Annotated in this window: 18 protein-coding genes; 6 read left to right on the plus strand and 12 right to left on the minus strand. The window is 65.9% G+C overall.

Going from position 1 to position 14,525, the window contains the following annotated elements:
- The first annotated feature begins 571 nt into the window (after positions 1-571).
- Positions 572-1,756, plus strand: coding sequence for a metallophosphoesterase family protein (locus AB0280_RS20915; RefSeq protein WP_307492236.1), 1,185 nt, complete (start codon positions 572-574; stop codon positions 1,754-1,756).
- A 169-nt stretch (positions 1,757-1,925) separates the two neighbouring features.
- On the opposite strand, the gene AB0280_RS20920 is transcribed toward AB0280_RS20915, so the two are convergent.
- The 3 genes from AB0280_RS20920 to AB0280_RS20930 all read right to left on the minus strand — a co-directional run bounded on the left by AB0280_RS20920 (position 1,926) and on the right by AB0280_RS20930 (position 4,060).
- Positions 1,926-2,654: a PASTA domain-containing protein gene (locus AB0280_RS20920; protein WP_307492235.1), complete on the minus strand. Its 729-nt coding sequence runs from the start codon at positions 2,652-2,654 to the stop codon at positions 1,926-1,928.
- Between the two features lie 67 nt (positions 2,655-2,721).
- Positions 2,722-2,778 (minus strand): excalibur calcium-binding domain-containing protein, encoded by a 57-nt coding sequence (locus AB0280_RS20925; protein WP_307492247.1) that lies wholly within the window; start codon positions 2,776-2,778, stop codon positions 2,722-2,724.
- Positions 2,779-2,794: 16 nt separating this feature from the next.
- Positions 2,795-4,060: a GmrSD restriction endonuclease domain-containing protein gene (locus AB0280_RS20930; RefSeq protein WP_307492233.1), complete on the minus strand. Its 1,266-nt coding sequence runs from the start codon at positions 4,058-4,060 to the stop codon at positions 2,795-2,797.
- Positions 4,061-4,451: 391 nt separating this feature from the next.
- Here AB0280_RS20930 and AB0280_RS20935 point away from each other — a divergent pair, with 391 nt between their 5' ends.
- Positions 4,452-4,844 (plus strand): VOC family protein, encoded by a 393-nt coding sequence (locus tag AB0280_RS20935; protein ID WP_307492231.1) that lies wholly within the window; start codon positions 4,452-4,454, stop codon positions 4,842-4,844.
- A 61-nt stretch (positions 4,845-4,905) separates the two neighbouring features.
- Here AB0280_RS20935 and AB0280_RS20940 read toward each other — a convergent pair whose 3' ends face one another.
- Together AB0280_RS20940 and AB0280_RS20945 are read right to left on the minus strand one after the other, a co-directional pair.
- Positions 4,906-5,511: an SOUL family heme-binding protein gene (locus AB0280_RS20940; protein WP_307492229.1), complete on the minus strand. Its 606-nt coding sequence runs from the start codon at positions 5,509-5,511 to the stop codon at positions 4,906-4,908.
- Between the two features lie 74 nt (positions 5,512-5,585).
- Positions 5,586-6,023, minus strand: coding sequence for a DUF3592 domain-containing protein (locus AB0280_RS20945; protein WP_307492227.1), 438 nt, complete (start codon positions 6,021-6,023; stop codon positions 5,586-5,588).
- Positions 6,024-6,224: 201 nt separating this feature from the next.
- On the opposite strand from AB0280_RS20945, the gene AB0280_RS20950 reads away from it, so the two are divergent.
- Together AB0280_RS20950 and AB0280_RS20955 are read left to right on the plus strand one after the other, a co-directional pair.
- Positions 6,225-6,686 carry a MarR family winged helix-turn-helix transcriptional regulator gene (locus AB0280_RS20950; protein ID WP_307492226.1) on the plus strand — a complete coding sequence of 154 codons (462 nt, stop codon included), beginning with the start codon at positions 6,225-6,227 and terminating at the stop codon, positions 6,684-6,686.
- Positions 6,683-7,939, plus strand: a complete 1,257-nt coding sequence (locus AB0280_RS20955) for an MFS transporter (RefSeq protein ID WP_307492224.1) — start codon at positions 6,683-6,685, stop codon at positions 7,937-7,939. Before AB0280_RS20950 ends, AB0280_RS20955 begins: the two co-directional genes overlap by 4 nt.
- 24 nt (positions 7,940-7,963) lie before the next feature.
- Here the strand turns inward: AB0280_RS20955 and AB0280_RS20960 are convergent, their stop codons facing one another.
- The 6 genes from AB0280_RS20960 to AB0280_RS20985 all read right to left on the minus strand — a co-directional run bounded on the left by AB0280_RS20960 (position 7,964) and on the right by AB0280_RS20985 (position 11,281).
- The gene (locus AB0280_RS20960; RefSeq protein WP_366368632.1) at positions 7,964-8,320 is read right to left on the minus strand and encodes a cupin domain-containing protein; all 357 of its coding nucleotides are present in this window, start codon (positions 8,318-8,320) and stop codon (positions 7,964-7,966) included.
- 128 nt (positions 8,321-8,448) lie between these two features.
- On the minus strand, positions 8,449-8,835 hold the full coding sequence (locus tag AB0280_RS20965; protein ID WP_366368634.1) for a VOC family protein: 387 nt from the start codon (positions 8,833-8,835) through the stop codon (positions 8,449-8,451).
- Between the two features lie 237 nt (positions 8,836-9,072).
- Complete coding sequence (locus AB0280_RS20970) at positions 9,073-9,396, minus strand: hypothetical protein (RefSeq protein WP_159632759.1); 324 nt, start codon at positions 9,394-9,396, stop codon at positions 9,073-9,075.
- 116 nt (positions 9,397-9,512) lie between these two features.
- Positions 9,513-9,857 (minus strand): iron chaperone, encoded by a 345-nt coding sequence (locus AB0280_RS20975; protein WP_307492219.1) that lies wholly within the window; start codon positions 9,855-9,857, stop codon positions 9,513-9,515.
- 7 nt (positions 9,858-9,864) lie between these two features.
- A complete protein-coding gene (locus tag AB0280_RS20980) occupies positions 9,865-10,332 on the minus strand; it encodes an SRPBCC family protein (protein ID WP_307492217.1) in 468 nt (155 codons plus the stop codon).
- Between the two features lie 31 nt (positions 10,333-10,363).
- A complete protein-coding gene (locus tag AB0280_RS20985; RefSeq protein WP_307492214.1) occupies positions 10,364-11,281 on the minus strand; it encodes a 2-hydroxyacid dehydrogenase in 918 nt (305 codons plus the stop codon).
- A gap of 271 nt (positions 11,282-11,552) precedes the next feature.
- Here AB0280_RS20985 and AB0280_RS20990 point away from each other — a divergent pair, with 271 nt between their 5' ends.
- The gene (locus tag AB0280_RS20990) at positions 11,553-12,794 is read left to right on the plus strand and encodes an MFS transporter (protein ID WP_307492212.1); all 1,242 of its coding nucleotides are present in this window, start codon (positions 11,553-11,555) and stop codon (positions 12,792-12,794) included.
- Between the two features lie 196 nt (positions 12,795-12,990).
- A complete protein-coding gene (locus tag AB0280_RS20995) occupies positions 12,991-14,067 on the plus strand; it encodes a glycerophosphodiester phosphodiesterase family protein (protein ID WP_307492210.1) in 1,077 nt (358 codons plus the stop codon).
- 99 nt (positions 14,068-14,166) lie between these two features.
- Here AB0280_RS20995 and AB0280_RS21000 read toward each other — a convergent pair whose 3' ends face one another.
- Positions 14,167-14,502, minus strand: coding sequence for a cupin domain-containing protein (locus AB0280_RS21000; protein WP_224025205.1), 336 nt, complete (start codon positions 14,500-14,502; stop codon positions 14,167-14,169).
- Positions 14,503-14,525: the final 23 nt, after the last annotated feature.

Genomic DNA, 14,525 nt, shown 5'->3' on the forward strand with positions numbered 1-14,525 from the left:
CACTATTGAGTTCTCAAACAACAGACACACCCGGCACCACCCAAACCAACGTTCAGGATCGCTCCGGAGCAACTTTTCAAACTTACCCGATCCCCACCTCCGAAGCAAATCCATCTTTCAGGATTCCCAACGAATTGAAGACCGCCCCATACCGATTTCCAGCGCCCTAAAGAGCAACCAGATTTTGGCTTTGATTTGGGGGTTTTGGCCACCCGGTGAACAGTTCTTCACTGTCTCCCCCGCGGCGACTTAGAAAACAATACCCGCACCCAACCCCCACCGCAAATCGGGCGGAAGGAGGTGGAGAATCCGCGGAATTCCGGGGCAGGACGGGTGTTCCGGGCACCCAAGCAGCCTGCCGCCGTCGTATTTCCGCGATGTGGGGTGCGGCACATCCTTAGCGTGCACCTTCCGGCACGCAGCAGTCCTGCAGAAGTCCCGGGCGCCTGGCCACGGACAAACCCCACGCAGGGCTGTTCATCTTGAGTTTGAGCTTGGGCTTCCTTGGCCTCCTACCGTCACACGGACGGCGGTCTGACGTGCCGCCGCGCATCTTTGGGGAAGGGCAACAATGACGAACAACACCGACCGGTCCGGGATCAGCCGGCGCACAGCCATTGCCACCGCCGGAGCGCTCGGTGCGCTCGGAGCGGTAATGGCCACAGGTACTGGGGCCACCGCAGCACCGGGAGCGAAGGCACCCAAGCCCTCCCTGAACTTCGGCAAGGACGGCAAGTTCAAGGTGATTCAGTTTAATGACACCCAGGACGACGAGCAGACGGACCGCCGCACCATCGAGCTCATGAACGGCACCCTGGACGCCGAAAAGCCAGACTTCGTGGTGATCAATGGGGACGTGATCAACGGCAGCTGCGATACCGAGCTGGAGGTCAAGCAGGCGCTCAACCAGGTTGTGCAGCCGATGGAAAGTCGAAAAATCCCGTGGGCGGTGACTTTCGGCAACCACGATGAGGACTCCGTGGCCAGGACCGGCATGACTGAGGCAAAGATGCTGCAGTTCCTGCAGAGCTACAGCTTCAACGTTAACGGTGACTCCACGGACGGCGTCACCGGCACATCGAACTCACTCCTGCTGGTCCAGTCATCCAAATCGAAAGCCCCGGCGTTCGGTCTCTGGCTCATCGACACCGGCCGCTACGCCCCGGACAGCATCAACGGGCAGGATTTCGCAGGATACCCCGACTGGGACTGGGTACGGATGGACCAGGTCACTTGGTACCGCAACCTCTCGATCGCCACAGAGCAAAAGTACGGCCGCAAGATCCCTTCGCTAATGTGGGGCCACATAGCGCTCCACGAGCACCGCAACATGTGGTTCGCGAGCCTCGACTCCCGCACCGATACCGACCACCAGCGGGCCGTCCAGAAGCACGGCATCGTGGGAGAGCGGAACGAGGACGAGTGCCCGGGCCCCTTCAACTCCGGCCTGTTCAACGCCTTCCTTGAGCGCGGCGACGTTCGGGGCTATTTCGTAGGCCACGATCATGTGAATACCTACGTTGGCAACTACTACGGCGTGGAACTCGGGTACGGTCCCGGGACTGGGTTCGGCGCATATGGGCTGCCCGGGGCGGACCGGAACAGGCTGCGGGGCGCCCGCGTGTTCGAGCTTGATGAAAACCATGCCGGCGTCTACAAGTCCACCCGGCTGGTGTTTGCTAAGGATATGGGCATCGACCTGACGGCCAACGACCAGCCAATCACTCCCCTGCCGCTAGGACCCGACCAACAGTAGGACGGCTACGCGAGGAGTTGTCCTGGGCTCGTCCCGACCCGCTCGTCACTGCCGGCAACAGCGGAGCCGCGGATACATCCTGGCGAAGGATGTATGCGCGGCCCCACAGTTCCAAACAGATGGCGACACCGCCTCGCGCGGATCCGCCGCCTTTTCTAACGGAACTACCCTAGGCTCCCTGCCAGCGGAGTCGTCCGTCTGTTGCAGGTGCACATACCATCGGTTTGCCCGTCTTGCTTATGCCGGTTCCTCCGCTGCAGAAGGCTCCCGGTGTGACATAGTTTGGCGCCGCTGGAGCCGGCGCCGGAGCAGGCGCCTGGACAAACTTCTGCGCCGCTGCCTGGTCGGCTGCTGCCTTGGCAGCTGCGTCCCGGGCCGCCTGATCGGCTGCAGCTTTTGCAGCGGCAGCCTGGTCGGCGGCGGCCTTGTCAGCTGTTGCCTTTTCAGCGGCGGCCTTGTCAGCTGCGGCCTTTTCAGCAGCCGCCTTCGCAGCTGCTGCCTTCTCGGCGGCGGCCTTCTCCGCCGTCACGTCGTCGAGGTTCTTGACGCCGAGGTGAACTGTGGAGCCCTTGGCAGCCTGCGCCCCGTTGGCAGGATCCTGGGAGATCACCTGCCAGTTGCTCTTGAGGATGATCGATTTGCCCTTGGCACTATCCACAGCCTCAACCGTGAAGCCCAGCTTTTCCAACTGGTCTTTAGCCTTGTCCAACGTCAGATTCACCACGGCCGGCACGACGACGGTCTCGGTTGTCTGCGAGACAGCCGTAGCGGTGGCCGTCCCGGTCGGCTGCGTCGCCGCCTGCTTGCCGCCGCACCCTGTCAGCATGAGGCCGGTCAGCAGAACCAAAGCCAGTGAAGCCTTCATCCTGCCCATCGCTGGAACGGTGTTTTCTTTCATGTTTCCCCCTGGGAATGCTTGTGATGGTGGTAAAAATCAGGGCACGGAATGACCGGACGTGACAGGCCTACTCGCAGGCGACGCCGTCGGAGTCGCGGTCCAATGCAGGGCGGTAGCCGGCCACGCCAACGATTGGAGCGTCACTTGTACCAGACGGCGACGCCTTTGTGGTGTGAGCATGTACCTTGGTGGGTTGCCGAATAGGACAGCGTTCCGTCGACACACAGTGCCGTGGCTCCTCCACCAGCAGGTGCCGGCGCGGCAGGAACCGGGGCCACAGGCGCTGGTGCAGCCGGGACCACAGGCGCAGGCGCCACTGCAGCAGGTGCGGGTGCGGGTGCCGGCGCGGGTGCTGGAGCCGGCGCAGGTGCGGGCGCAACCTCAGCAGGTGCCGGGGCAAGGGCAACAGGAGCCGGAGCCTGCTGGTTTGTCGGCGCCAGCTGCCCGGCGCAGTCGCCAAGGATCCGGGCAATTGCATCGTGCTCCGCCTGGGTGACCCACAGCCCGTAGGTCGCCTTCACCGAAACCTGCCGCGCAACGTACTCGCACCGGTTGCCCTTCGCCGGAGGCAGCCAGGTGGCCGCGTCGCCGTCGCCCTTTTGCTGGTTGGTGGGCCCGTCCGTGGCCTGCAGGTTCAGGGGATCGTTGGCGAAAGCCGTACGCTGCTCGGCGGTCAGCTGCTGCGCGCCCTTCTGCCAGGCGTCGCTCAAGGCCACCACGTGGTCGATCTGGACGGCGCTGCTGGTAGCGGAACCCCGCACAAAGCTGATGGTCTTGCCCGTGTAAGGATCGGCCAGCGTTCCCGACTGCACCTTGCACGGCACACTGTTCGTGTACGAAATGCCGGTGAGGTCGCGTTTGAGGATGTCATTGCGGGTATCGCAGCCGTTCCGGTCCACGTCCGCCCAGGCCTGGCCGAACTGCGCGCGGTCGTACCCGGTCTTTGGCGCGCGGCCCTTGATGGGGAGGGCAGCCAGCAGATCCAGCGCCTTGGTGGCGTAGGCAGGCTGCGCGTTGGGCGCGGTTGCTGCGACGCCGGCGGCAAGAGCGTATGGGTTCTCCGGGTCCATTGGTTCGCCCGTGGCGTCGGCAGTGGGACTTGGCGTGGACGACGGCGACGCCTTGGCTGTCGCGGTTGGGCTCGCTGTCGCTTGGGTGGCCTTGGCGGTGCTCTCCGATGAGGCGGCCTGCAGGTCAGCGCCGGCAACCCGCGGCACTGCGACGGCACCGCCGACGAAGAGCGCCAAAGACGCTGCCATCGCGACGGCGCCGGCCTTGCGTTTCGCGGGCAGCCAGGCCCAGGAGCGCCGTCCGGTAAGAAGAACGTAGAGACCGGTGAGGGCCAGCGAGATAGCCAGGACAACCAGGGCCCCCGCGAACCCGCTGCCCATTGCTGCCAAGAGCATGAACAGCGCGATAATCGCCCCAACAATAAACGTTGAATAGCGTGGTTTCCTCGGCGGCTTCGGTGCCGGAGCGGACGGAACAAACCCCATAAGGGTTTCGTAGTCGGACATTCTTTCCCCATTTACAGGAGGCCCGGAAAACAGCGCCCCCACATTTGCCGGGCCTGCTGCTTAGCCCGGGAAACACATCGTCGATGAGCCTATGCCGCATGGAGTGACGCATTAGGGGCATTTCAGGATCCTCAGTGAACATTCAGGCAGTCTTGATGCGAACTTGAGGAAAGGCTGTCGCAATACGGCGTCGCTGCTTAACAATTTACGAATGCCAAGACGATGAACGGGGTCTTCAGCCGCCATTCCCTTGGAACAAGGCCGAAGATAGAGTGGCTGCATGCAGATGCGCCTTGAGGTTGTACAGGTCCCGGTTTCAGACGTCGACAAATCAAAAGCGTTTTACACGGAAAAACTGGGATTCGTTCTGGACCACGATGTGGAGCACATCCCGGGCATGCGCGTGGTCCAACTGACTCCCCCGGGTTCTGCCACATCAGTGGTGATCGGCACCGGCATGACCACCATGACGCCGGGCAGCCTGGAGGGCCTCCAACTGGTCGTTCCCGATCTCACCGAAGTCCGCAGCGAGCTGGTCCGGCGCGGCGCGGATATCAGCGAGATCCAGGACTTTGGCGGCGTCCTCTTCGCCTACTTCAGCGATCCTGACGGCAACCGCTGGGTCATGCAGGGCCAGACGCAGGAGCACGTCCGGGACGCACACAGAGGCTAGGAAGACCGGGCGTCAGCCACAACACCACCAAAGCGGAGCGGGCGTCAGCAGCGGCACCCCGTTACGACGACGGCGACGCCGCCTCCCCGGGCCGGGGCTCCTCTACGTCCTGGACCACCTCGTTGTGGCGCAGGAACCAGGGTTTGAACGGCGGGTCAAAGCGGGCCAACCTGGGCGCGCCCACCGGAGTCAGGCCGGCCAGGGTGAGGGCTGCCTGCAATCCGTTGTTGCGCCGCTCAAAGGCCGATGCCGAACCGCTGCCCGAGAAGCCCAGCACGGCGGCCAAGGAACCGCGCACCGCCCGCACCCTGACCTTGGGATCGTCGGGCACCGGAGCGGTGTCCGCGCTCACGCCGGCGGGCAGGACAAAGGCGACCGAAAATTCGGCGGCCTGCCCGGCGCCGGGCAGCGGACCGCTTTGGAGTACGGGCGTTGTCATTGCGAGCTTCTGCGGTCCCGCTTCCTGGATCACCGGGGCGGTCATGGCAAGTTTCTGCCGGGCAGTGTTGCTGCCACTGATGTAGTTGAAGAGATACCGGAAGGCCGCGTTGCCGGCGCGGTCAAAATCCGCGTTCACGGTTACCTCGGCCACCACGTAGTCCGGATACCGGCGCAGCTCGAAGTGCGGATAGCGCCGGACCACCTCATAGGGCTGCTGTTCAGTCATGGTGCGCACAGCCTACGCCGGTCCGGCAGCAGCGGACAGACCCGGGACAGGCACCGGACCGCCACAAGGCCCGGCTACACCACCTGCTGCGTTCGGCGCGCCCGGAATTTAGCCCGCAGGACAGCGCTGCCGACCAGGACGGCGAACAGGAGCCCAATGAGACCGAAGATGACCGTCAGGACCACCCCGGCACCGCGCAGCCACACCCCGTCGCTCTCGTAACCGGGCACAACCGCCCGGCCCGGATCATTTTCGGCATAGGTGACAGCGACGCTGCTGCCCACCACGGGATGCTGGTCGTGGTCCACGGCCGCGAACGTCTTGCGGGGCACCCCGTCCGCGGCCGTGTAGTCGACCCTGATCCTGCGCTCCGAAGCCTTGGTGACGTCGTCAAAGTGGACGATCGTTCCGGTGGCTTGCGCCCCGGTCCGCGCAAGCTCTTGATCAGCGTTGATCATGAAGCTGCCCACGCCGATCATCACCGGCCCCAGGCAAAGGACCAGGACGGTCACGGCCAAGTTCAGTTTCCCCTTCCACGACAGCCACGGTTTACGGTTTCCGGCAGTTCTGCGCCCAGTCACGGCTCCCATTGTGCCGGAGCTGTCACCAAAACCACATCCGCATCCATTGCCTCGGGCAACCAGCCGGCGCATAATATTTAGCAGAACTAATTAGCAATGCTAATAAACGCCGCAGGAGGCGCATCCACCTATATGTCCCCCACCCAGACGCAGAACCAGGCAACCGCAGACCCCACCGCCCCGGATACCCTCGCCATCGATCTCCGCACCGCCGTGATGCGCACCTCGCGCCGGCTCCGCGTTGAGGCAACAGGCGAGATCATCACCCCCGGCCAGTACACGGTGCTGGCCCTGCTGAACGGCAGCGGTCCCAGTACCCTGCGCGCGCTGGCCGAAAGTGAACACGTCCAGGCACCGTCCATGACCAGGATCGTCAATGCCCTCGCCGGCCAGGGCTTCGTTACCCGGTCCGCCAATCCCGACGACGGCCGGCAGGTCCGCGTGGAGATCACCGGCGCCGGCAGGAAAGTCCTGGCAGAGGCCCGAAGCCAGCGCACCGCGTGGCTGGCCCAGCGCGTGGCCGGACTCAGCGAGGAAGACCGGCGCACCCTCAGCCGCGCCGCCCGCATCATGCAGGAAATGAGCGGCAAATGAGCGCGATGTTCCGGGCCCTGGAGAACCCCAACTACCGCATCTGGGCCAGCGGCGCGATCGTCTCCAACATCGGCACCTGGATGCAGCGCGTGGCCCAGGACTGGCTGGTCCTGACCGTCCTCACCGACCACTCAGGTGCCGCCGTCGGCCTCACCACGGGCCTGCAGTTCCTGCCCATGCTGCTGTTCGGGCCGTACGGCGGGGTACTGGCGGACCGCTACCGCAAGCGCATCATCCTCATGTGGACACAGCTGGCCATGGGCTTCACGGCCCTCGCCATCGGCCTCTTGGTGGTCACCGGCACCGCCCAGCTGTGGCACGCCTACGTTGCCGCCTTCTGCCTGGGCCTGGCCAGCGCCGTGGATGCACCCGCACGCCAGGCCTTCGTTTCCGAGCTGGTGGGCCAGGACAACATCTCCAACGCAGTTGCGCTCAACTCGGCGTCCTTCAACACCGCCCGGCTCACCGGTCCTGCGATCGCCGGCGTGCTCATCGCCTGGGTGGGTACCGGCCCGGTGTTCCTCCTGAACGCCGCGAGCTTCGCCGCCGTCCTGGTCTCGCTGTTCCGGATCCGCACCACACAGCCTGCCCCCGTTGCCAAGGGAGACCGGAACAAGCACCAGGTGGCCGAGGGCATCCGTTACGTGCGGCGCCGTCCGGACCTGATGCTGATCATGGTCCTGGTGGGCATCCTGGGCGCGTTCGGCATGAACTTCCCGGTGATCAACTCGCTGATGGCCACCACCGAATTCAGCACGGGCCCCAGCGAATTCGGGCTCCTCGGCTCCATCATGGCGGTGGGCACGCTGGCCGGCGCCCTCCTGGCGGCGCGCCGCTCCGGACCGCGGCTGCGGTTCCTGCTGGGCGGGGCATTGGGACTGGGGGTCTTCACCATACTGGGCAGCATCGCGCCGAACTTTTGGGTGTACGCGGCCATCCTGATTCCCGTGGGCCTGGCGTCCATCACTTTCCTTAACAGCTGCAACACCAGCATCCAGCTCTCCGTGGAGCCACAGTTCCGGGGCCGCGTACTGGCCCTCTACCTGGCCATCCTTCAGGGCGGCACTGCCATCGGTTCGCCGCTGGTGGGTTGGATCGGCAGCGAGTTCGGCGCCCGCTGGTCCGTCGCGGTGGGCGGCATCGTGGTGCTGCTCGCTGGCATCGCCGCCGTCCTCGCAGTCACCAGGCGCAACCGGCTCACCCTGCGCGGCGCACTCCGGATGGCCCTCGGCAGGCGCGAGCCCGCAGTCTGAGCCCACTGCTGCGGTGGCGGGGCTTCACTGTTGCGGGGCGGCCACGATGTCCACCGAGATTTCGACAACCGGCACCGTTCCCTTGTTCTCGAGCCAATGGGTGGTGTGGCGGTCCTCCTGCCAGCCCACCCCCGGCCCGTACTCGGTGATCCGGCCGTCCCGGTGCTCCGTGATGGTCCCCTGCAGGACGTAAACCGTCCCGGGGCGGCCCACGTGGTCATGGAGGGGCCCGAAAACTCCGCCAGGTTCGATGGTCACCATTCGCATGCGGAGTTGGCGCCCGTCCATGCCCTCAATCTCCCCGGCAAGGTCCACCGTTGCCAGAAGCTCCATGGAGACGCCCTTCGTCTCCGGCACCGCCTCTTCCGCACCCATTGCCATCCCTTCCTTCCGTACCGCTGACGACGGCGGCGCCGGCCTGCCGCTGCCACGCACCCGGGTGCGGGTGCTTTAGGCGGCAAGTGCCGGCGTCGACCCTTTTATTGCTGAACCTCCTGCTGCAAGCCTCGTCAGGACGGAATGGAGGAGATGTTCAGGATGTTGCCCTCGCTGTCCAGGAACCACGCTGCCTGGCCGTACCCCTCCATCGTTGCGATGCCGTTCTCGGTCTTCAGCCCTGGCATGTCGTAATCCTCGAAAACGACGCCGCGGGCCCGGAGTTCTTCCACGTCCCGCTGAACGTCGTCCGTGGCCCAGCCAATTTGCGTGTTCTTGGCCGAACCGGCGTTGTCCGTCTGGTAGATCAGGAACGAGGTTCCCTTTCCGCACCGGTAGACAAGGCCGCCGTCCGCCATTGTCCGCTCGGGCTCAAACCCCAGCTTGTCCCGATAAAAATCCCGCGCCCGGTCGATGTCCTTGGCCGGCAGCACAGCCATGACTTCCATATCTTTGAGCATGACGAATCTCCTTGTGCTCTGATGGCGTTGCTCTCCCCCTGAAATGGTCCGGCCGTCCCCCGCCGGGCGTCGTGGCCGTCCTTCCCGCCGATTGCCGGGGCGGCCGCCTGGAACCCCTGGGTCCGCCGCGGCGCAGAACAGCAGCGGGAGGTTCCCGAAGTCTACGAGGCCATTATGGGACCGAAAATCCCACGACGGAATAGGGGATTTAAACGGCCCGGAAACGGCCTCCCCCTGCTACTTACGTGCCACCCAGATTGCTTTACGCAGGGCAGCGCCGGCTACGGATACGAGGGGCACCAGGCATACCAGCGCGGCGATGGTGTTGGGGCGGAAGGCCGGACGCCCATTAACCGTCCGGTAAATTCCCAGGGGCACAACGAACCCGCCGCCGCCCCCGCCGGAGGCGCCATCCTCCGCTTCGGTGCCACCACCGAAACCGAAGGACACCAGCGCCACGGGCACGATCTCCTCCCCGCCCAGGTTGACGGGGGTGCCGTAGGCGCGGGTCACGCCCATGTTCTTGAAGGATTCCGCAAGGGACGCAAGAGTGTCAGCCATGGCCTCACGTTAGATGGCCAGGCGTGGCTGCAGGTAGGACCATAAGTCCTGAGGAGCGTCCTGATGCACCGGGAGGCAGGGGCCCCCTGCCGTGCCGGCCGGCGTCGTCTGCTTCTTTACTTCCGGATCTCGGCCATCCGCAGCCGAACAATGTCTTCCAGCACGTCGTCGGGCACGGGGTGGTCCGCGGTGAAGCGGATGGTCCCCTTGGACAGCGAGTACCCTTCCAGGCGTCCGGCCACCGCTTCCACCACCGCGCCGGAAAAGGGAAAGATCGAAAGGTGTTTTGCCGCCGGGACGGCTGCCAGCAGCGGTTTGCCGTCGAGTTTCAGGGCGGGCATGCCGTAGCTCATCCCTTCCGTGGCCTCGGGAGCCAGAGAGCGTACAGTCTCCACCACATGCTGCAGGCAACTCCGGTCGGGTTCATCCAGCGCAGCCAGCGCCTCGTCCACGGCGCCCAACGGGAACCTAGCTCTTCCTGGCCGCAACCGTGGAGGCCAGTGCGGCGAGGCCTCGCTCGAAGTCGGCGCCCACCATCTTGTCCATGTCCATGAACAGTGCGAACACCCTGCCCAGGCCCTTGTTCTCGCCCGTCATCCGCCAGGTCACCTCGGTACCGGTGTCCACCGGGGTGAAGCTGAACGTGGTGGGGTTCAGTGCCTTGAACGGCCTGGTGAACTGCAGCCGGATCCGGATCAGGCTGGCGGGTATGGATTCTGTGAGTTCCATGGTGCCGCTGCCGGCCTTGCGGTTGCCGCTCCACTCGTACCCCGCGCCGGCGCCGGCCTCGTTGCCGAAGTAGCGGCGGCTCATGCCCGGATCGATCGTCTCCCATGGGGACCACCGGGTCCACTCATGGAAGTTGTTCACCAGCGGGAAGATCTCTTCTGCGGAAGCGGGAATGACGGCGCTGCGGCGGACTTCAAAAGTGGACATGGGCCCAGCATAGGGGCCGGAGCCGGTGGCGTTAAGGGAGGACGACGTTCACGGGGTCCTTGCCCTCGAGCAACAGGCCGATCTGCTTCCTGAGCAGCCGGACCATCCGGGGGAACATGGCCGAGCTGGCGCCGCCGACATGGGGAGTGATGAGCACCCCCGGTGTGGTCCACAGCGGGTGGTCCGCCGGCAGCGGCTCCGGGTCCGTCACGTCCAGGGCCGCCCGGAGCCGGCCGCTCGCCGTCTCGGCGAGCAGGGCGTCGGTATCCGCCACGGGTCCGCGGGCCACATTGACCAAGAGGGCTCCGTCCGGCATGGCCGCGAGGAACTTGGCGTCCACCAGTTGCTGGGTCTGCTCAGCCAGCGGAACACTGACCACCACAATCTCGTGCAGCGGCAGTTGCTCGTAGAGCGAGTCGATTCCGTGGATGGTCCCGCGCTCGTCCTCACGGGCGCGGCTGGCCATCCTGGTGACTTCGGTTTCGAACGGCAGGAGCCGGGCCTCGATGGCCTTGCCCACTCCCCCGTAGCCCACCAGCAGCACCCGGCGGTCGGCCAGGCTGGGCCGCGGGCTGTTGTCCCACGTTCCGGTTTCCTGGTTCCGGACAAAGTCCGGGATACCGCGCTGGGAGGCCACCATCATGCCCACGGCGAGCTCCGCCGTCGACGTCTCATGGACTCCGGCCGCGTTCGCGAAGGGGACGCCTGACGGCAGAACTGCGGCGACGCCGTCGTACCCGATGGACTGGCTCTGCACCAGGCCGATGTCCACGCCCTCCAAAGCGGCGAGCGCGGTCGGTTTGCCCATATACGGCGGCACCAGCAGGTCCAGCCGGCCCTCCGGCGCGGGTCCGTCCAGGTCCCACAGGACAAACTCGACGCCGTCAATGGGCGTGAGTGCGTCCAGCAGGTTCTGGGCGGGCAGGCAGACGCGCAGCGGGGCCGTCACGCGGCGACCATCAGGATGTGCCATTGGGCAGGGCAGCAAGTACTCATGGGGGTCTCCAGGGTTCCGGGCCCGGCGCAGCTGCAGCGGGCGTTAAAGTTCCACAACCAACCTACCCCCGGCACCGCCCACGCCGATTTTTTTCGCTACGCAACACGCCTCCGCCGGACCCTGTCACGTCCATGACAGGCCCTTCAATCCTGTAAATTTAAGGGAGGAATTGTCCGGCCAGCGAGCCGCTTTCCAATCCCACCCTTTGAATGGACGCTCCCCCATGTCTTCCGCGATTTCCGCGCCGTCCCCTGCCCGTTTTCCCTACGCCGCAATGGTGGTCCTGGCCACCATTGCGTTCACGGCCATCACCACCGAACTCCTCCCGTCCGGGCTGCTGCCGCAGATCAGCACCGGCCTTGGCGTCTCCGAGCCGGTGGCCGGTTATCTTGCCGCTGCCTACGCCGCCGTCATTGTTGTCACGGTGGTTCCGGCGGCACGGCTGCTGGGGAAGATCCCGCGGCATGCCCTGCTGGTGGGGCTGGTCCTGACCTTCGCGCTCAGCAACGCACTGGTGGGACTGGCACCGGACTTCACGTCGGCGATGATCGCCCGGCTGGTGGGCGGGCTTGCGCACGGGCTGCTCTGGACCACCATGGCGCCGTTCGTTTCCCGCGTGGTTCCGGCTGACAAAGTGGGCAAGGCGCTGGCGATCGTGTTCAGCGGCAACAGCCTGGGCTTGGCCATCGGCGCGCCGGTGGGCACCGCCCTGGGCGGATTCCTGGGCTGGCGTGCCGCGTTCCTGGTCCTCGCCGGGTTCGGCGTGGTGCTGACGGTCCTCGCGTTTTGGCTGCTTCCCCGCGTCCAGCGCATTTCCGACGCCGCCCGTCCGTCCCTGCGCAAGGCGATCGGCCAGCCAGGCGTGAAGTCGGTGGCGGTCGCCTGGCCGCTGCTGGTCCTGGCGCACTTCGCCTTGTTCACCTACATTGCACCCTTCATCCGCGAGGCGAACCTCCCGGACTATGCCACGAGCCTCTCCCTCACGGTGCTGGGCGGGTCCGGCCTGCTGGGCATTTGGATTGCGGGACTCACGGTGGATTCGCGGCCCCGCCGTTCCCTGCTGATCACGACGGCGGCCATCGCCGCATCGATGTTCCTCCTGCCGCTCGCCGTGGGTAACCTGCCCGTGGCCCTGGTGCTGATGACCATCTGGGGGGCGGGCCTGGGCGCCATCGGCATCTACAACCAGTCCGCGATCCTCCGGGCCGGCGGGGAGTACAGCGAAGCCGCCAACGGGCTCACGGTCCTGACCATCCAACTGGGCATCACCATCGGCGCTCTCTACGGTTCGGCGGCGCTGGTGGTTGGGGGCCCGCTGCTGGTTCCGGCCGCGGCGGCAATCCCGGTGGTCGCCGCATTCGTGATCACCCTCGCCGGCAAGCGGTACGCTTACCCGCCGGGCCCGCGCGAGCGCATCTGGCTGGAACCCCGGCCGGTCACCGACAAGGTCAAGGACCCCGCCTGATCCCTGCATCGATTGCTCCGTACGTGCCGTTTTGGGCCCTCAAAACGACCGGTACGGAGCAATCGATGCGGGGGCAGGGCAGAACCTGGCGTTAATCTCCCCTCCAACTGGGTGCATCCCTGGCGCAACCTGGCCGCCCTAGCGTTGGCGGGTCACCCGGCACCGCCGGAACCCGTCACCAGGAGGAACCATCCCCATGCGCACAGTCCTGACCGCTGCGGCAACCGCCGCCCTGCTCGCCGCCGCCATCGCCTCCCCCGGCGCCGCCTTTGCCGCCGAAACCGCTGACGCCGGCACGCCGTCGTCGAACGCTGCCGGCACCGCCAGCTCAGCCATCAAGACGAACGAGCGCAACGGCTCCTTCGACCTCCAGGCGCACCGGGGTGGCCGCGGCGAGTGGACCGAGGAGTCGCTGGCGGCGTTCGGCAACTCCCTGAAGCTCGGCGTCAGCACCCTGGAACTGGACACCCACCTCACGGAGGACGGGAAGATCATCGTCTGGCATGACGACACCATCCAGGCCAACAAGTGCATCGACACCGCCCCGGCCACCGCTGGCGACCCTGAGTTCCCGTACGTCGGCCGCAGGGTGGCGGAGCTGTCCCTGGCCCAGGTCAAGACCCTCAACTGCGGCTTCACCCAACTGCCCGGCTTCCCGGAGCAGGACGTGATCGAAGGGAACCGCATCGCCGAGCTCAAGGACGTCTACCAGCTGGCGGAGCAGTACAACGCCAAAAAGGTCCGCTTCAACGTGGAGACCAAGGTGGAGGACGGCAAGGCCGGCGGCGACGGCATGGTGGCGCTGACCAAGGCAGTGGTGGCAGAAGTGCAGGCGTCCGGCGCCGCGGACCGCACCACCATCCAGTCCTTCGACTGGTCCTCGCTGAACCTCACCAAAAAACTGGCACCGGAACTGACGCTCGTTGCGCTTTCCAGCGGGGATAAGTGGATGCAGGTGGGCCAGCCCGGTGCCGCGCCCGAGCTGGGCGGCATCGACATCGACACCTACGGCGGCTCCCTGGCCAAGGCCGCCGCCGCGAAGGGGTACAACGTCATCTCCCCCACGTTCAGCTCCGTCACCCCGCAGATGATCGCCGACGCGCACCAACTGGGCCTCGCCGTCATCCCCTGGACCGTCAACAAGCCCGCGGACATGGAGCGGCTGATGGACCAGGGCGTGGACGGCATCATCACCGACTACCCCACCCGCCTGCGCACCCTCATGGATGAGCGCGGCCTGAAGCTGCCCAAGGCCTACGCCCCGCAGGCATAGTTCCGAGGATCAGGGCCATACATCAAGGCACGACGGCGGCTGCCGGACTTCCGCTGGGGGAAGCCCGGCAGCCGCCGTCGTCCGTCCAGGCCACAGGGCTCAATCCCGGTATTTGGCCACGGTAAACAGGAACGTTGAGTCCTCCTCGGCGTGCAGGCTGTGCAGGCCCGGCGGGACGATCAACAGGTCGCCGGCTTTGCCCTGCCATGACTCGCCGCCGGCCTTGAGGCTGACGCAGCCCTGGATCACGAAGACCGTGGCGTCGCCGGGGTTCTGGTGCTCACTCAACTGGGTTCCGGCCTTCATGGCCATGACCGTCTGCCGGAGGATCTTTTCGTGGCCGCCGTACACCGTGTCCGCAGCGCGCCCATTGCTGGAGGTAACCGCCGCCTCGAGCTGCTGCCGGGCCAGCGCGTCGATCGATATCTTCTGCATGCGCCCAAGGCTACCCGCGTTCA

It is taken from the genome of Pseudarthrobacter sp. 902506025, assembly GCF_040702325.1.
Lineage (GTDB): Bacteria > Actinomycetota > Actinomycetes > Actinomycetales > Micrococcaceae > Arthrobacter.